Origin of the sequence: Rhodoplanes sp. SY1 (assembly GCF_046000175.1) — a bacterium.
Classification (GTDB): Bacteria; Pseudomonadota; Alphaproteobacteria; order Rhizobiales; family Xanthobacteraceae; genus Rhodoplanes.
In genome coordinates this window covers 36,574-53,554 of the sequence record NZ_JBEOMB010000062.1, presented here as the reverse complement: position 1 = coordinate 53,554, position 16,981 = coordinate 36,574, and the positions used below count along the sequence as shown (strand labels likewise).

Genomic DNA, 16,981 nt, shown 5'->3' with positions numbered 1-16,981 from the left:
CGCGCCCGATGCCGTCCGGGTCGAGGCGACCGCGGTCCCCACCCTGACGCCCGAGGTCGCGACGCCCGAGACCGCCGCCGCGCCGGTGACCGCACCGGCCCCGGTCGCGGTGACGCCCGTCGATGTGGCGCCCGCCGCCGACACGGCCGCGCCGAAGGCCGCGACCGTGACGCCGCCCGCCGCCGAACAGCCCACCGGCTCGGTGCCGGCCGCCGTGGCGGCGCCGTCCGTTCCGGCGGCTCCGGCGGCTGCGGTCGTGTCGCTCGACCAGCAGGTCGGCGAGAAGCTCGCGGAGCTGCTCGCCAAGAAGGGCGACCGTCGCCTCGACGCCAAGACCCGGGCATCGCTCGAGAGCTTCTACGCGGCGCGCGCCAACGGTCCGGTGTGGACGAGCGAGGGCGTCGTCAACGCCCGCGCCAAGGCCGTCATCGCCCAGCTCGGCACGGCCGAAGCGGACGGCATGGACGCCGACGACTATCCGGTGCCGACCCTGAAGGCCGACGCGACCGCCGACGAGGTCGCCGACTACGAGATGAAGCTGACCCAGTCGGTGCTCGCCTATGCGAAGCACGCCGCGGTCGGCCGCATCCACTGGTCGCGCATCAACGGCGACGTGGTGTATTACCAGAACCCGCCCGAGGCCGCCGAGGTGATGGGCAAGCTCGTCTCGGTGAAGGGCGAGGACGCCGGCACGGCGCTCGACGGCTATCAGCCGCAGCACGCCCACTACAAGGCGCTCAAGGCGAAGCTCGCCGAGGCGCGCGGGCTCGCCTCCGAGGCGAGCAAGCGCATCGGCTACGGCCCCGCCCTCAAGGTCGGCATGGACGACGCCCGTGTTCCGGAGCTGCGAGAGAAGCTCGGCGTCGCCGGCTCCGGCACCGCCTACGACAAGCCGCTCGCCGATGCCGTCAAGGCGTTCCAGAAGAAGAAGGGCCTCAAGCAGACCGGCGTGTTCGACGCCGCCGCGGTCGACGCCCTCAACGGCCCGCGCAACGCGCGCACCGCCGACGTGATCCGGGCCAATCTGGAGCGCTGGCGCTGGGTGCCGCACGATCTCGGCAAGGCGCACGTGATCGTCAACATCCCGGAGTTCGTGCTGCGCGTCTACAAGGACGACGCGACGCTGTGGACGACCCGGGTGGTCGTCGGCAAGCCCGGCAACCACGCGACGCCGCTGCTGTCGGAGACGATGAAGTTCATCACCGTCAACCCGACCTGGAACGTGCCGCCGTCGATCGTCTACAACGAGTATCTGCCCGCCCTGCAGCAGGATCCGACCGTGCTGTCGCGCATGGGCCTCAACGTGTCGCGGCGCGCCGACGGGTCGATCCACATCTCGCAGCCACCCGGTGCCGGCAACGCGCTCGGCCGCATCCGTTTCAACTTCCCCAACAAGTTCCTGGTCTACCAGCACGACACGCCGGACAAGCACCTGTTCGCCCACGAGCGGCGCGCCTACAGCCACGGCTGCATGCGGGTGAAGGATCCGGACAAGTATGCCGAGGTGCTGCTCGGCATCGCGCTGCCCAAGGAGGGCTACTCGGCCGAGCGCATCCGCCGCATGTACGGGACCTCGGAGACCAACATCAACTTCCCGACCCCGATCCCGGTGCACCTCACCTACCAGACCGCGTCGGTCGACGAGACCGGCAAGCTGGTGCTGCGCGAGGACATCTACGGCCGCGACCAGCGCCTGATCGCCGCGATGAAGAGCGACGAGCGCAAGGTCGCCGACCAGCCGACGACGGAGCGCCGGGTCGCCTCCTCGACGCCGCGTCGCCAGGCCGTGCGGCTGCCGCAGGAGGAGCCGCGCAGCGTGTTCCCGCTGTTCAACCTGTTCCGCTGATCCTTTGACGCCGGCGCGCCGCGCCGGCGTCGTGATCACGAGCGACTGTCGCGATGGCCGGGCCTGTCCCGGCCATTTGCGTTTTCTGGACTTGGCGGGGCGCGCGAGGGACGTGCCGCCCACGGGTCTCGCGCCTCGTCATGCTCGCGCTCGTCGCGGGCATCCACGCGCTGAAAGCCCCGCAAGAACCAAGATCGTGGATGGCCGGGACGGAGCCCGGGCCATGACGAGGGCAGGCGTCACGGCGGGGTGAGGTGCGGCGAAAGGCATTTACGATTTAGCAAGACTTGCGCCAGGTCGGGCCAACGCTTCGTTCACGACGAGTCGCGGAATCCGCCCCGCTCGATCACGCCGCGAAGCGGCTCGGAGTCTCCGGTAAAATACTAGCGCGATCAAAAATTTAGCCCGGCGTGGCGCGGCCGTCACAGACGGCTTCTTTTCGCCATACTCACGGTTTAGTGAACAGACTGTGATGGGGAGAGGGGGGGCGCAGAGCTGCGTCGGCCGATCCCGAAAGAGACGAGAACTGCCCTGTCGTTCGACCGATCACGGGGGTGAGGTCGAGCGACGCGCTCCGCGGACACTGTTCGCGGAGACGTCGGAGCATTGTCTGGATGGGATCGCACGTGGCTCTGAGCGGCGTCCGCCGCGATTCGGCGACCGGCACGGTGTTCCGCGCCGGTCGCCGAATCGGCCTCGCCGCCGTGATCGTCGTCCTCGGCTGCAACGGCCTGCAGACCGCCGCCGCCAACGGCGACACCCGCACGCTGACCTTCCACCACACCCACACGGGCGAGAATCTCACGGTCACGTACCGGCGTAACGGCCGCTACGACACCGACGCGCTGAAGAAGATCGACTGGGTGATGCGCGACTGGCGGCGCAACCAGTCGGTCAAGATGGATCCGGCCGTCATCGACGCGGTGTGGGAGCTCACCCGCTCGGTCGACGGCGACACCGTCGACATCATCTGCGGCTATCGTGCGCCGGCCACCAATTCCATGCTGCGCTCCCGCTCCGGCGGCGTCGCCAAGGAAAGCCAGCATATGGTCGGCAAGGCGATCGACCTGAAGGTGCGCGGCGTCTCGTTGGAGAAGCAGCGCGCCGCGGCGCTCCGGCTGCATCGCGGCGGCGTCGGCTACTATCCGGGCTCGCAGTTCATCCACGTCGACACCGGCAGCATCCGCCACTGGCCGCGGATGACCTACGACCAGCTCGCCAAGGTCTTCCCGGACGGCCGCACCGTGCATGTGCCGTCCAACGGCAAGCCGCTGCCCGGCTATCAGCAGGCGCTCGCCCAGATCCAGTCGCGCGGCGGGTCGTCGACCGCGATGGCGTCGCTCGACGCCGGTTCGGGGCTGAAGCCCGCCAAGAGCCTGCTCGCCTCGCTGTTCGGCGGCAACGACACCGACGAGGCCGAGGGCACGGCGCGCGCGACCACACCGGCCGCTGCCACGAAGCCGGCCGCCGCCAAGCCGTCCAGCCCGGCGCCGGCGCGCCTCCAGACGGCCCGCGCCGAGCCCGCCAAGGCAGACCCTTCGAAAGCCGAGGGCGCCAAGTCCGACGACGCCAAGGTCGAGCCGAAGACCCGGACGGCCCGCATCGAGACGGCCCGCCCGTCCGCCGCGAGAGTCGCCGCCGAGCCGGCCGCGCCCCCGTCGGCCACGCCCGAGCCGGCCGGCCCCGAGATGTTCTCGCTCGCCTCGGCGTCGAGCACGCCGGTGCGCCTCGCCGGCGCCGGCGACATGCCGATCGCGAGCACCTCGGTCGCGGTGCTCGGCAGCGAGCCGCCGCGTCCGCGCGCCGAGATGGGCACGACCACGGCCTCGGTCGATCCGATGGCGCCGGTCGGCCGCGAGCGCACGCCGAGCCGGACCGGCTCGCTCTACGCCCCGAACCGCGAGGCGACGCATGATGCGGCCGGCCGCGACACGGACCGGGTGCCGCTGGAGCTCGCCCTCGCCTATGCGTCCGAGCCGTCCCGCCGTCCCGCCGCCGACTCGCCGGTGCGGGCCGCCGCGATGGGCTCGCTCGTCGATCGCGCCCGCCTGCCGGCCGACGGCGCGGCCCCGCCGAGCGCGCCGGCTCCGGTACAGGCTGCTCTCTCTCCGGCGCCGGCCGACGGCTCGCCGCTCGCGGTCGTCAAGAAGACGGCGGCGCGGATGCCCACTGGCCGCGGCGCCGATGCGCCGGCCGGTGGCCCCCGGACCGCCTCCGTCGATCCCGATGCCATCAGTCCTGGTGTCGCCGCCACCGCCACGACCGCCGTGGTGACGGTGAAGCCCGGCATGCGCTTCGACGATCCGTGGCTGCGCGCCGTGATGCTGTCGCCGAGCCTGCACTCCGCCATGACCGTCACGGCCTACGGGGATCCCGACTACGCCGAGCTGCGCAGCCTGATGGGCAAGCCGGTCGGATCGCTGGTGATGGGATTCGGTGCCGAGCCCTATCCGGGCCTCGCCTCCGACCGCTTCGGTGGTGGCGCCGTGGTGTTCCTCGCCACCGTCTCGTTCCGCCGCACCGCCTCGTTGCGCTGAGCTCCGCCGCGTCGAACGACGCGCCGCCGCGCCTGCCTCGTCGGGCTCGGTCCCTCCATCCCGTCTTTCGCCATCGACGCCGTTCGCTCGTAACTCCAACGGCACCGAGCCCTGACCCGTCATCCCGAGGTGCCCGGCGCAGCCGGGCCTCGAAGGATGCGGCCACCCAAGTGAGCGTCGCCGACTTGGGCTTCAATGGTGTCGATCTCGGGCAAGCCCGAGATCGATGGCCGTCACCCTTCGAGGGCTGCGCTTCGCGGAGCCACCTCAGGGTGACGGGGGCCGATGTGATTGCCGAGCGTCCAGGTGTCCGGCGCCGATCTCGAGTGGTTTCCGCTGACGTCGACCCACACTCCGCTCATTCCCGCGGAAGCGGGAATCCAGGGCGTCACGTGCGGCCCCTGGGTCCCCGCCTTCGCGGGCACGAGCGGCAATCGGGGCCGATTCATCACAACCGAAAGCTGCCCTGGAGCGTCACGATCGATCGATTGTCTCTTGGATCGATTCCATGGCGCGCGCGAAAAATTCGCCGGCGGCGCTATCCCAGCTCGGATGGTCGAACGAATCGGCGATCCGTTTCTCGTAACTCGCGCGCGCCTCGGGATCTTCGATCCACAGACGCATCATGTCGTACCATGCGTCGGGATCATTCGGATCGAGACATGGCGAGAAGTCGCGTGCCACCTCCGGAAGAGCGCCGCCGGTCGAGGCCAGCACCGCCTTGCCGAAATAGAATGCCTCGACGAGCGGCAAGCCATATCCTTCGTACAGGGACGGGTAACAACAGAATGCCGCGCCAGCATACAATGTCCTGACGGTCGCGTCGTCGGCATGCTCGAGTCGGAGCAGCGTGCCCGCAATGAGTTCGTCGGTGTCGAGGGTGCGGACGAGGTCGTCGACGAGCCATCCTTTCCTCCCGACGAAGACCAGCTTGAAACCGGTCTTCTGCGGCACCCCGTCGGCCAAGAGGCGCAGCCACGTCTCGTAAAGGAGGCGATGCCCCTTTCGGGGCTCGATCGTGCTCACAAACAGCGCGAACCGTCCCGGGATCAACCCCGCTGGCAGCCGCTCCAGGTTCGTGGCCCTGGTGTCCGGCACGTCGGCTCCGAGGGGAACGACGGCGCTTCTTCGAATCGTGATGCGTCGTTGCGCGCACCACGCCGTTGCATCGGTCAAGGCGCTGCGCGACGTGAAGACGACGACGTCGGCCAGAGCGAACGCGACACCGAAGTAACGTTCGAACGCGGCGACGTCATGCGGCTTGTAGAACTGCGGGAACAGCAACGGGATGATGTCGTAGCACATCAGCACGAGGCGGAACGGGGCGGCCTGCTTCTGCTCGCGGATCGACGATATGTCGGTGTGCGTCCATCCGGCACCCGCGCAAACCAGGACGTCGTCCGGGCGAAAATCGATGGGTGTCGCTCCCAAACGATCGACAGCGAGAAAATCGCGCCGTGTGCCGTCGGGCTTCAGCATGAATGCGCGGTACTTCCCCCACATCAGGCGCCGCTGAAGGCGGTCGAGCAGGTTGGCCTCGCCCGCCGACTGCGTCGAAAGACGCCGGCGCTCGAGCGCCTGGAGCAGCGAATGGCGGAATTGCAGGAGCCACCGCGCGACGCCCCGCAGGGGCTTCGGTATCAGGTCGCTCTTGCGCTTGCCCGTCCTGCCGGGGTCGCGCAGGCCGAGCGTATCGAGGACGGCGTCACCAGAAAGGAATCGTGCGGTGGTCGACCGATCGAGGGCCACGTAGGACCGCGTCTCCGGATCGAAGAACGCGCCGATCGCGGACGATTTGGTCAGCGAGAAACGGGCAAGCTCCCGCTCCACCCGAAGGATCCCGACGGGTGGACCGGCCCAACGGAGGCTCCAGGACAGATCGAAAAAAAGTCGCGGCACCGGCGCAGGCCCGGATGACGCCGAGATCTCCTGTCCCGCCGGAGCTGCGCGTCGATCGTTCGCGGTGGTGGTCTGGACTTGCGTCGTCATATCATGCCATGGGCCGCGAGCGATCGCGCGACCGTCTCCGACGATGGCTCGTCGATTGCTCCGAGTTCGAATGTGCTCGTGTCGGGTGCGATGTCGGCATCGGCGTTTCCGGTGATTGCGCGGGGACGATATCCGATCCCCCCGATCCCGTCTAATCTGAATTACATCAAGGCATTAAGTACGACACGACACCAGTCGAGCGGCCCGTGGCGCGGCGTGGCGAGGCACGCCCTCGGCCCTCACACGCGGGATCGCGTGAGGGCGGCACGACGCCGGCCGCACGATGCCGGGGCGCCGGCGCCGGCGCCGGTCAGCCGGCGGCGAGGCGGCGGCCGAGCCGCAGTCCCCAGGCGTAGATGGTCAGCGACGGATTGACCCGGCTGGTGCGCGGCAGCACGCTGCCGTCGCCGACATACAGCCCGGTCATGCCGTGCACTCGGCCGTCGGGATCGACGACGCTCGATGCGGGATCCGTGCCGGTCACCAGCGTTCCGACCGCGTGGGCCGTCCCGGCGAGGCCGGTCCAGCGGCTGGTGCCGGCGAAGCCGGCGTGCCGGAGCGCCCGCTCGAAGTCGTGGATGCAGGCCGCGTGCTCGTCGCGCGACGGGGCGATGCGGTCGAGCTCGTAGTCGAGGACCGGCCGGTGGCCGCGATGGGACACCACGCGATTGTCGCGGCTCGACCCGTCCTCGGTGGTGACGAAGAAGCCGAGCGCCCGCGTCCCGATCATGTCGCTGAAGAACGCCGGCGTCGCCGCCGGAAGCTGGGTCGCGAGCAGCTCGCCGTCCAGCCAGCCGAGGCACTGCACGGTCGAATGCGGGTGGTTCTCGTTGAAGAGGATCGCCGTCTTGCGCAGGACGTCGTGATCACGGAACGCCGAGAAGACGATCAACGCACTGTTGATGTGCATGCGGAAGTTGCGGCCGACCGTTCCGGCGCAGGGCAGCGTCCTGTCGAGGCCGGTGACGCTGAAATAGTCCTGCAGAAGGCGCGGCGACGACATCGCGCCGCAGGCGAGGACGACGCGCTCGCCCCAGTAATAGCTGCCGTCGGAGCAGACCACCCCTTCGACCACGTCCGGCCGGTCGTCCGGGTGAAGGAAGCCCGTCACCTCCTTGTCGAGGATCAGGCGGAAGTTCGGCGCCGCCTCGATCGGCAGGATGAAGCACTGCTCGGAGTCGCCCTTGTAGCCGGCCACCGAGGCGTAGCCGTCGAAGTGCTTGGCCTCCTGCGGGTCGTTCACGATCTCGGGCTTCAGCCCGAGCGGCAGCGGCTCCGGCCGCCAGGCCGGGTCGTCCTTCACGACCCTGTCGATCACCGACTGCAGCTCCGGCTCGTTGGCGAACCGGTTGACGTGCAGCATGCGCTCGGCCTCGTCGTAGTACGGCTCGAGCTCGGCGAGGCCGAACGGCCAGCCGAGGCAGTGAAAGGCGGGATCGGCCTCGAACTCGTGCGCCGAGAAGCGCAGGAGCGCGGCGCCGTACCACTTGGTCTTGCCGCCGAGATTGTAATGCTCGCCGGTCGGCACGAAGGGCTTGCCGTGGCCGTCCTGCCATTCGGTCTTGTTGGAGAACCGGCCCTCCCGGAAGACCACCATGGTCGACAGGGTCATGCCGTCGCGCGGCAGGCGGCCGCCCTTCTCGAGCATCAGCACGCGCTTGCCGGCCTGGACCAGCGCGTAGGCCGCGGCGCCGCCGCCGGCCCCGCTGCCGACCACGATGACGTCGTAGCGATCCTGCATCTCGTGATCTCCTCGATGGCGGGCGGGCCGGCGGGCGGGCAGGCGGTTCGGGTTCGGGACGGCTGCGGCGCGAAAGGGTCGGTTCAGGGCGCCGTACCGCTCAACCGTAGCCCCGCCGCAGCTTGCCGCGGAAGATCCAGTACACGGTGATCGTGTAGGCGAAGATCACCGGCAGGATCACGACAGTGCCCCAGAACAGGAAGTCGAGCGAGGGCTCCGGGGCCGCCGTGTCGGTGACCGTCAGCGCGTAGGGGATCATGTAGGGCCAGAACAGCACCGCGAGGGTGAGGAACGCCATCAGGAAGAACAGCGAAGTCATGGCGAACGGCAGGCCGTCGCGGCGCGTTCGCGCGCCGAGCACGATGCCGGCGACCGCGAGCACGCCGGCGAGCGGGAAGACGACCCCCCAAGTCCGCCCCGCGAGGTGGTCGGCGACGCGCTCGGCGACGACGAGCGTCGCTCCCGTGGCGATCGCCAGGGCGACCACCATGGCGCCGGCCAGCCACGGGATCAGCCGGTACGCCCGCTCGCGCAGCCCGTCCTCGCTCTTGAGGACCAGCCACGAGGCGCCCAGCAGCGCATAGCCGATCACCAGCCCGACGCCGCACAGCACCGGGAACGGCGCGAGCCAGGCGAAGGCGCCGCCGGCATACTGGCCGTTCGCCACCGGGATTCCCTGGATCATCGCGCCGACCGCGGCGCCCTGCACGAAGGCCACGGCCGTGGAGCCGAGCCAGAATCCCCGGTCCCACAGCGGCCGCAGCCGACCGCTGCGCGAGCGGAACTCGAAGGCGACGCCGCGGAAGATCAGGCCGACCAGGAGGAGCACGACCGGCAGGTAGAACGCCGACAGGAACACGGCGTAGACGGCCGGGAAGGCCGCGAACAGCACGGTGCCGACCACCACGAGCCATGTCTCGTTGCCGTCCCAGAACGGCGCGATCGCGGCGATCATCTGGTCCCGCTCGTGCTCGTCGCGGGTGGCGCCGAAGAGAATCCCGACGCCGAGGTCGGCGCCGTCGAGGATCACGTAGATCAGCACCGAGACGGCGACGACGCCGACGAAGAACAGGACGAGGGGCGAGGGATCCATGGCGTTCACTCGCGTGCCTTCACGTCGGCGCCGGTGGTGCTCGCTGCCGAGCCGGCGAACGCCATCGGGCGGCTGCCGCCGGTGACGCGCGGGGCGGGATCGCCGGGCGTCGGCCCGTCGCGCAGCAGCCGATAGATGTAGTGCGCCCCGAAACCGAAGACGATCAGGTAGACGGTCACGTAGACGGCGAGCGACATCAGCACGCTCTCGGTCGTCAGCGACGGCGTCACCCCGTCGCGGGTGCGCAGCAGGCCGTAGACGATCCATGGCTGGCGGCCGACCTCGGCCGTGTACCAGCCGGCGATCACGGCGACGAAGCCGGTCGGGAACGACAGGAACGCCGCCCACAGGAACCAGCGCGTCGTCTCCAGTGTGCCGCGCCAGCGCAGCACCAGGCCGAGCCAGGACACCGCCAGCATGACGAGGCCCATGCCGACCATGATGCGGAACCCGAAGAACGGGATGAGCACCGGCGGCCGGTCCTCCGCCGGGATGCTGTCGAGACCGATCTCGCGCGAATCCCAGGTGCCCGAGGCGATGAAGCTGCCGAGCCGCGGCACCTCCAGCGCGAACAGATTGCGGCCGGCGGCCTCGTCGGGAATCGCGATGATCACCTCGGAGGCCGGCTGCTGCGTCTTCCAGCGCGCCTCGATGGCGGCGAACTTGGCCGGCTGATAGGTGTGCACCACGTCGCCGGTCTTGTGCCCGACCGCGATCTGAACCGGGACGAGGACGGCGGCGAGCGCCAGGCCCCAGCTCAGCATGACGCGCGCCTCCTCGCGATGGGTGCCGCGGAGCGTGTACCAGGCGCCGGTCGCGATCACGGTCATGGCGGTGGTCAGGAACGCTCCGAGCAGCATGTGCGGCCAGCGCCAGCGCACCACCGGGCCCGTGGTGATGGCCCACCAATCGGTCGGGATCACCTTGCCGTCGACGATGGTGTGGCCGAGCGGAACCTGCATCCAGCTGTTGTTGCACATGATCCAGAACGACGACGCCATCGTTCCGAGCGCCACCATGCAGCAGGCGAACAGATAGAGGGCCGGCGGCACCCTGTCGCGGCCGAGCAGCACGACGCCGAGGAAGCTCGCCTCCAGGAGGAACGCCGTGAACGACTCGTAGGCGAGCAACGGCCCCTGGATCGCCCCCGTCATCTCCGCCATCGCGCTCCAGTTCGTCCCGAACTGGAAGGCCATGACGATGCCGGAGACGACGCCCATGCCGAACGACACGGCGAAGACCCGCAGCCAGAAGTCGAACACCCGGCGGTAGACGGGCTTCCCTGTCGCGAGCGCCATTCCCTCGAGCGTCGCGAGCCAGGCCGCCAGCCCGATCGTGTAGGACGGAAAGATGATGTGAAATGTGACGACGAAAGCGAACTGGATGCGCGACAGAAGCACCGGGTCGAGGTCCAATCCGCTCTCCTTTCGCGCCGTGTCGTTTCGCGCCGCGTCGCCGTCACGATGTCTCCGCCGTCGATCAGCCCGGCTGGATGCCGACCTGATCCTTCGGGAAGCGGGCGAGGACGGCAGGATCGATGTTGAGGTGCTGGGCGACCAGATCCGGCGGCGTGTGGGTCAGCCAGTTGGACAGGTCGACCTCCTGATACTCGGGTGCCTTGAAGATGATCAGCACCTGGAGATCCTCGGTTCCTGTGTTCTGGATGTAATGACCTTGGTTTCTCGGCACGACGCCGACGTCGCCCGGCTGGAAGTCGAAGGTGCGGGCCCGCGGACCGGCGTCGAACACGGTCATCCGGCCCTTGCCCTTGATCCAGTATTGCCACTCGTCCGCGTTGGGATGCCAGTGCATGCGACGCAGCGCCCCCGGCTTGAAGGTCTCCAGTGCGGCCGTGATGGTCTTCGAGGCCTTGAAGGTGCGGCTGTCGGCGAGATGGATCGTGCCGCCCGCGTTCTGCTTCACCGGCTTGGTCCCGGTGAGCGAGAACGTGAAGGGCTCCGGCGGCGTCCCGCCCGACGCCACCGACGCCTGTGCGGCGGCGAGCGGCCCGGCCTCCTTGCCCTGGAAGATCCACAGATCGTGCAGCGGGATGTTCTTGAAGGTGTCGGCCGGCACGCCGAAGTTCTGCGCGAGGATCTCGGGCGGCGTGTGGGCGATCCAGTCGGTCAGCAGCAGGGTGCTGAACTCCGACTGGCTGGCATCGTCGAAGACGAGCAGGAACTCGCAGCCCTCCGGGCCGAGGCCTTGCAGGGCGTGCGGGCAGCCGGCCGGGAAGAACCACAGGTCGCCCACCCCCACGTCCTGGACGGTGGCGCGGCCCTGCTGGTCGAGCAGCGTGACGCGGCAGCGGCCGCTGGTGACGATGCCCCACTCGTTGGCGAGGTGCCAGTGCAGCTCGCGGATGCCGCCGGGACCGAGCCGCATGTCGACGCCGGACACGTCCTTGGAGGCCGGAAACTCGGTGATCGTGACCTGTCGGCCCCAGCCACCAGCCTGGATGCGCTTCGGCATGATGTTGAAGGACGACCACAGCATCGGCATGGTGCCGACGTCGGTCGGGGGCGGGCTCTGGAACGACGGCAATTGCGCGGCGAGCGTCGGATTGTGCGGACCCGGCGTGGATGTCGCCGCCGGTGTCGAGTTGATCGCGCCTTGCGCGGGCTGATCGGGATTGCCGAACGATGCGGCTCCCGCACCGCTGGACGCGACGACGGCACCGCCGGCCGCGCTCATCGCCAACACCGTCCGGCGCGACAGATCATCCATTGGTCCTCCACTGTGAACAGGGGCATCGAAGGCGGGCTCGTCTCGTCGGTTGCGCTTCGGCGGTCGTAGAGAATCGGAACTCTCCCGAGTCCGTCCCGCCTTCGGCAACCGGCGATATCTTCGGTGGCTTCTCCGTTGGTCCGGGCAGGCGACCATGCCGGTCCGGGGTAGTAAAGTAACGGCTTCGCGAGCAGCTGGACACACAGGAGACGTCGGGTGCATGCCCGCCGACCAGAGTGGTTTCCGCTGACGTCGACCCATACTCCGCTCGTTCCCGCGAAGGCGGGAATCCAGAGCCACACGTCGGGCGGCCCCTGGGTCTCCGCCTTCGCGGGGACGAGCGGACGTCGAGTCCGATTCATCAAAATCGAAAGCCGCTCTAAGCGCCGAGCAGCCAGATGAACAGGCCCACCGTCGGCAGCGACAGGATGGTGCTCCAGAAGATGGTCGAGGCGATCTCGCGCTCCGCCGCCCTGAACTGCACGGCGAGGATCACGCAGACGACGGCACTCGGGATGGCGAGCGCGATCACGGCCTCCTTCATCTGATCGTCCGAGATCACGCCGAGCGACACGACCACGGCCCAGACGACCGCCGGAATCACGACGTTGCGCGACAGTGTCGACACGGCGATCGGCAGGTTGAACATCACCCGCTGGCTGTACAGCGTGATTCCGGACGAGAACAGCGCGACGCCGGCCGTGGCGGCCCCCAACAGGTCGAACGACTTCATCAACGGCGTCGGAAGCGGAATCTCCAGCAGCACCATGGCGAAGGCGAGGAGCGGCCCCCACACCATCGGCTCCTTCAGCGCGGCGGCGATCTGCGCCGGGATGCCGGTGGGCGGGCCGCTCGTGTCGCCGCGCTGCGCCGCGCCGGCGGTCAGCAGCATCACGGTGACCGGGATGTGGAACACGACGAGGACCAGGGAGCTGACCGCGACCGAGATCGAGGCGACGGACGGGCCGAACAGATAGCCCAGCACCGGCAACCCGACGAAGCCGATGTTCGGGCACCCGATGGCGAGCGCCTGCAGGGCCGCGCTCATCAGATCGCGGCGCACCGCGTAGCGCGCGATCAGGAACGGAATCATGTAGCTGGCGATCAGCGCGATCACCAGCACTGCGGTCAGCGCCGTATGGCCGACGAGCTGGGACCGCGGCGTCGACAGGATGCCCGTGAACAGCACGAGCGGCAGCGCGTAGATCATCACCATGCGGTTGAGGACGCGCGCCCCGTTCGCGTCGAAATCCTGGTGCCACGCCGCCACCATGCCGAGCACCAGCGTGACGACGATCGGAAGCATCGCGTTCAGGATCGTCGAGATCATCGCTCGGTCGCGCTCCCGTTCGCCGCTCCATCCTCCGCGCACAGGATGATCATGTGGCCGTCCGGGTCGCGGATCGCGGCGGCTCTCCGGCCGTCGCTCCAGGTCACCACGCCCGGAGACACGAACCGCACGCCGTGCCGCTGCAATCGCCGTACCAAGGCGTCGAGATCGTCGACCGCGTGAACCTGGCGCACCGAGGCGAGGTCGTTCGTCCGCACGTCCCCGGCCGGGACGGGGCCGCGGGGGGACCGGTAATGCAGCAGTTCCACATGGGGCGTGGGCGCGGTGGCGGGCGCGAGCGCCACCACGTCCACGGCGCAGTCGGTCAGGCCGTCGAGGCGATCCTGCTCGGGGCCGCGGTTCAGCGAGCGGCCAGCCAGCCTGTGGCCCAGCAGCGCGGTATAGAACGCGATGCTGCGATCGACATCGGTGACGCAGATCGCGGTGTGATCGAAGCCGAGGATGCCGGCACCCGTCATCTCGCGCCAGACCGGCGCGCCGACGCCCTCCGGAAAGGAGATCAGCTCGAGCGGATGCCCCTCCGGATCCCGGAACTTGAAGGCCGTCACGCTGCCGGTGGCAGGCGGCAGGAGCACGGGCGCCCCCGCCGTGATCGCCCCGTGCGCGCCTCCGTGCAGCCGCGTCCACACGGCGGCGATGTCGCCGCACACGAGCGCGATGTGCTGGAACCAGGGATCGTTCGATGCGCGCTCCGCCGGATAGCGATCCCCCGGCGGATCGAAGGCGACGAGCTCGACGCTCTGCCGTCCGACCGTGACCGCGATGGAGCGTGTCGTGGTTCCGGGAGCGAGCCCGAGCAACCTGTTGCAGGCCGGGTCGGCCGTCGCCTGCTCGGGTCCGACCGCGAGCCCGAGCCGATCCCGACAGAAGTCGGCGGCCGCCGTCGGATCGGCGACCGTGATGCTGATCCCGACCAGCCGGGTGACGGTCATGGCGTCACGCGATCACGCCGGCGCGAAGGTCGGCGCAGTCGGCCGCGGGTCGCCGGGAGCGAGGAGCGTTCCATCATGGGCGTGTCGCCGGACGTCACGGTCGCGCCGGATCAGCCCGAGAGACGTCCGATCATCCGGCCGACGTCGAGGATGAAGCCGCTCGTGTACATCACCAGAATGAGTCCGCCGACGAGGCCGAAGTTCTTGAAGAAGTCCCAGATGTGCGGGTAGCCCTCGCTCTGCGGCGACCAGAAGCGCGGATAGGTCCAGAACGCATGATAGACGAGGCCGGTGACGGCGCAGTAACCGGCGAGCACGAAGGCGGCGATCCCGTCGTAGATCCCGAGCACGATCAGGGGCGGCGTCACCAGCTCGCAGATCATCGCGAGGACCAGCAGAACCGGCCCCCCCGGCAGGATGCCCGATCGGGCCTGCTTCAGTGCGCTGCTCCAGTTGATCACCTTGTCGAGGAAGCTGAACGGGAAGATCCAGACGATGAAGACTCGCGCCAACACGGGCAGGCCGTCGCTGATCAGCCAGTCCATTGCAGCTCCCCTCTTCCGAACAGGACGCTCTCATCAATCTGTGAATTGGCGTATGTTCCCCGAACCGGGTATCAAAGTCACGCTGCGAAATTCGGCAGCGCGACCCCAACACCAGAGGCCGCGACGTTGACTCCGCCGTTCGACTTGCACGTCTCTGACCTGTACGTCTCTGACCTGTACGTGTCTGACCTGTACGTCTTTGACTTGCACGCTTTCGACTTGCACGTTAGAGAGCCGCGATGCGGCTGGCAACGGTCGGCCGCGCCGCCGCGGCCCGCGCGGCGCCCGCGGGTCGTGCGGCGCCGTCCCGGCAGCCGGCCGTTCGCCTCTGCCGCGCCGATGAACGGCTGAAGGCCATGGCGCAGTCCTCCGGCCAGGGCGATGGCGACGCCTTCACGATCCACCACGACGAGTTCCGCGCCGTGCTGGGGCCGCGTTTCCAGAGACACGTGCTGATCGAGACGAACGCCCACGAGGGACCCGTCTATGTCGCGGCCGAGCACGCGCTGTACTTCACCACGGTGCCCGAGCCGGGGCCCAAGAACGTCGCCATCATGCGCCTGCAGCTCGATGGCGATACGTTTCCGTTCCGGGCGGAGGCGCTCGAGGTCGTCCAGTCTCCGTCCAACATGGCGAACGGGATGACGCTCGACCGCGACGGTGCGCTGGTGATCTGCGAGCAGGGCACGCGGGAGACCCCGGCTCGCATCAGCCGCATGGATCTCGGCACGCGGACGGTCGAGACGGTGGTCGATCGGTGGCGCGGGCTTCGCTTCAACTCGCCCAACGACGTGGTGGTGAAGAGTGATCGCACCGTGTGGTTCACGGATCCGAACTACGGCGAGGTCCAGCGTTTCAAGGGGGCGCCGGAGATCGGCGCCTATGTGTATCGGCACGACCCCGCGACGGGCGAGACCACGGTGGTCGCCGACGGCTTCGACAAGCCGAACGGCATCGCGTTCTCGCCGGACGAATCGGTGATCTACATCACCGACTCCGGCGTCATCCAGGCGCCCGGCACCTACTATGTGGACCGCCCGCATCACGTCCGCGCCTACGACGTCCACGACGGCCGGCACCTGCGCAACGCGCGCCTGTTCGCGGTCGTCAGCCCCGGCTGGCCGGACGGCATCAAGCTCGACGTGCAGGGCCGCGTCTACACCTCGTCGACGACGGGCGTGCAGGTGTTCACGCCGGACGGCGATCTGATCGGCGAGATCGCCAGCCCCGGTGTCGCCAACTTCACGTTTGGTGGCCCCGAGCACGATGTCCTGTTCACCTGCTGCGACAAGCGGATCTGGCAGATCAAGCTCGGCGTCGCCGGCGTTCGCCGGTGGTGACCCACGATCGTCGAGGCCCGTCACGACGGCTCGCAGCCTGATACAATCTGAAGGGTTGGGACGCAGCATGGACCAGTTCGAATCGAAGGACCGACTGATCGCCGGCGTCTCCTTCGACATTCCCGGCATGGGCTACAAGGACCCGCGCACGGGCGCGATCGAGGGCTTCGAACCCGACCTCGCCCGGGCGATCGCGCAAGACATCTTCGGCGCGCCCGATCGCGTGGACTTTCATCAGGTCCACGATGCGGGGCGCATCCAGGCCCTGCAGGACCATGCCGTGGACATGGTGATCTCCCAGCTCACGATCACGCCGGATCGTGCGGAGCAGGTGCTGTTCTCCACGCCCTATTGCGTGACCGGAGAGGCGATCCTGGTGCCCACGGACAGCACGATCGAGCGATTCGAGGATCTGGCGGGAAAACGGATCGCCGTGACGGCCGGCTCGGTCTCGATCCGCCGGATGCAGGCGGCACTCCCGTCATTGCCGGGCGCGACCCTGGTCGTGACGCCCCTGAGTGCCGGAAATCTCGAGGCCGTCGCCAAGGGCGAGGCGGATGCGGCGTCGAACGACCTGATCAACCTGACGCTCATGCAGCGACGGGCGGATCATCCGGAGCGCTACCGGATCATCGACATCGGCAAGCGGTTCGACCCGAAGCCGTTCGGGGCCGCGGTCGAGAAGAGCCGCCACGCGCTCGTCGCGCGCTTGAACCAGGCTATCGAACGGCTGAAGGCGAACGGCGAGATCGACAGGCTGCTCGACGCCGCGCTCGCCGGCGCGGGCAGTCGGGCTGCCCCGCCGGACTGAGCGACTCCGTTCGGCCGAGGCCTGGCGACCCGTGATTCACGAGCGCCGGTCCGTCGAGCAGCACCGTCG

At 68.9% G+C, this 16,981-nt stretch carries 12 protein-coding genes; 4 read left to right on the top strand and 8 right to left on the bottom strand.

Translation table 11 applies throughout. The annotated features are described in order from the left end of the window. Together ABTU92_RS17365 and ABTU92_RS17360 are read left to right on the top strand one after the other, a co-directional pair. A partial coding sequence (locus ABTU92_RS17365; RefSeq protein WP_408092814.1) for a murein L,D-transpeptidase occupies positions 1 to 1,846 on the top strand: 1,846 nt, incomplete at its 5' end. A gap of 614 nt (positions 1,847 to 2,460) precedes the next feature. Beyond that, complete coding sequence (locus tag ABTU92_RS17360; RefSeq protein ID WP_408092812.1) at positions 2,461 to 4,383, top strand: DUF882 domain-containing protein; 1,923 nt, start codon at positions 2,461 to 2,463, stop codon at positions 4,381 to 4,383. Between the two features lie 474 nt (positions 4,384 to 4,857). On the opposite strand, the gene ABTU92_RS17355 is transcribed toward ABTU92_RS17360, so the two are convergent. From ABTU92_RS17355 to ABTU92_RS17320, 8 genes are all read right to left on the bottom strand, one after another. Beyond that, on the bottom strand, positions 4,858 to 6,372 hold the full coding sequence (locus ABTU92_RS17355; RefSeq protein ID WP_408092810.1) for a glycosyltransferase family 4 protein: 1,515 nt from the start codon (positions 6,370 to 6,372) through the stop codon (positions 4,858 to 4,860). 310 nt (positions 6,373 to 6,682) lie between these two features. Next, positions 6,683 to 8,113 (bottom strand): FAD-dependent oxidoreductase, encoded by a 1,431-nt coding sequence (locus tag ABTU92_RS17350; protein WP_408092808.1) that lies wholly within the window; start codon positions 8,111 to 8,113, stop codon positions 6,683 to 6,685. Between the two features lie 100 nt (positions 8,114 to 8,213). Next, positions 8,214 to 9,206, bottom strand: coding sequence for a cytochrome d ubiquinol oxidase subunit II (gene cydB / locus ABTU92_RS17345; protein ID WP_408092806.1), 993 nt, complete (start codon positions 9,204 to 9,206; stop codon positions 8,214 to 8,216). Positions 9,207 to 9,211: 5 nt separating this feature from the next. Next, positions 9,212 to 10,621 carry a cytochrome ubiquinol oxidase subunit I gene (locus ABTU92_RS17340; protein ID WP_408092804.1) on the bottom strand — a complete coding sequence of 470 codons (1,410 nt, stop codon included), beginning with the start codon at positions 10,619 to 10,621 and terminating at the stop codon, positions 9,212 to 9,214. Between the two features lie 64 nt (positions 10,622 to 10,685). After that, positions 10,686 to 11,933: a cupin domain-containing protein gene (locus tag ABTU92_RS17335; RefSeq protein ID WP_408092802.1), complete on the bottom strand. Its 1,248-nt coding sequence runs from the start codon at positions 11,931 to 11,933 to the stop codon at positions 10,686 to 10,688. Between the two features lie 379 nt (positions 11,934 to 12,312). After that, the gene (locus ABTU92_RS17330; protein WP_408092800.1) at positions 12,313 to 13,263 is read right to left on the bottom strand and encodes an AEC family transporter; all 951 of its coding nucleotides are present in this window, start codon (positions 13,261 to 13,263) and stop codon (positions 12,313 to 12,315) included. Continuing rightward, positions 13,260 to 14,216 (bottom strand): VOC family protein, encoded by a 957-nt coding sequence (locus ABTU92_RS17325; RefSeq protein WP_408092798.1) that lies wholly within the window; start codon positions 14,214 to 14,216, stop codon positions 13,260 to 13,262. The genes ABTU92_RS17330 and ABTU92_RS17325 overlap by 4 nt, the downstream gene beginning before the upstream one ends. A gap of 110 nt (positions 14,217 to 14,326) precedes the next feature. Beyond that, positions 14,327 to 14,761: a DoxX family protein gene (locus ABTU92_RS17320; RefSeq protein WP_408092796.1), complete on the bottom strand. Its 435-nt coding sequence runs from the start codon at positions 14,759 to 14,761 to the stop codon at positions 14,327 to 14,329. 239 nt (positions 14,762 to 15,000) lie between these two features. On the opposite strand from ABTU92_RS17320, the gene ABTU92_RS17315 reads away from it, so the two are divergent. Beyond that, the gene (locus ABTU92_RS17315; protein WP_408092794.1) at positions 15,001 to 16,101 is read left to right on the top strand and encodes an SMP-30/gluconolactonase/LRE family protein; all 1,101 of its coding nucleotides are present in this window, start codon (positions 15,001 to 15,003) and stop codon (positions 16,099 to 16,101) included. Beyond that, a complete protein-coding gene (locus ABTU92_RS17310; protein ID WP_408092792.1) occupies positions 16,028 to 16,912 on the top strand; it encodes a transporter substrate-binding domain-containing protein in 885 nt (294 codons plus the stop codon). The genes ABTU92_RS17315 and ABTU92_RS17310 overlap by 74 nt, the downstream gene beginning before the upstream one ends. Positions 16,913 to 16,981: the final 69 nt, after the last annotated feature.

Excerpts from the sequence above, each read along its gene's own strand:
- ABTU92_RS17360 (WP_408092812.1), top strand. The coding sequence starts at position 2,461 with ATGGGATCGCACGTGGCTCTGAGCGGCGTCCGCCGCGATTCGGCGACC.
- ABTU92_RS17355 (WP_408092810.1), bottom strand. The coding sequence starts at position 6,372 with ATGACGACGCAAGTCCAGACCACCACCGCGAACGATCGACGCGCAGCT.
- ABTU92_RS17350 (WP_408092808.1), bottom strand. The coding sequence starts at position 8,113 with ATGCAGGATCGCTACGACGTCATCGTGGTCGGCAGCGGGGCCGGCGGC.
- cydB (WP_408092806.1), bottom strand. The coding sequence starts at position 9,206 with ATGGATCCCTCGCCCCTCGTCCTGTTCTTCGTCGGCGTCGTCGCCGTC.
- ABTU92_RS17335 (WP_408092802.1), bottom strand. The coding sequence starts at position 11,933 with ATGGATGATCTGTCGCGCCGGACGGTGTTGGCGATGAGCGCGGCCGGC.
- ABTU92_RS17330 (WP_408092800.1), bottom strand. The coding sequence starts at position 13,263 with ATGATCTCGACGATCCTGAACGCGATGCTTCCGATCGTCGTCACGCTG.
- ABTU92_RS17325 (WP_408092798.1), bottom strand. The coding sequence starts at position 14,216 with ATGACCGTCACCCGGCTGGTCGGGATCAGCATCACGGTCGCCGATCCG.
- ABTU92_RS17320 (WP_408092796.1), bottom strand. The coding sequence starts at position 14,761 with ATGGACTGGCTGATCAGCGACGGCCTGCCCGTGTTGGCGCGAGTCTTC.
- ABTU92_RS17315 (WP_408092794.1), top strand. The coding sequence starts at position 15,001 with ATGCGGCTGGCAACGGTCGGCCGCGCCGCCGCGGCCCGCGCGGCGCCC.
- ABTU92_RS17310 (WP_408092792.1), top strand. The coding sequence starts at position 16,028 with ATGTCCTGTTCACCTGCTGCGACAAGCGGATCTGGCAGATCAAGCTCG.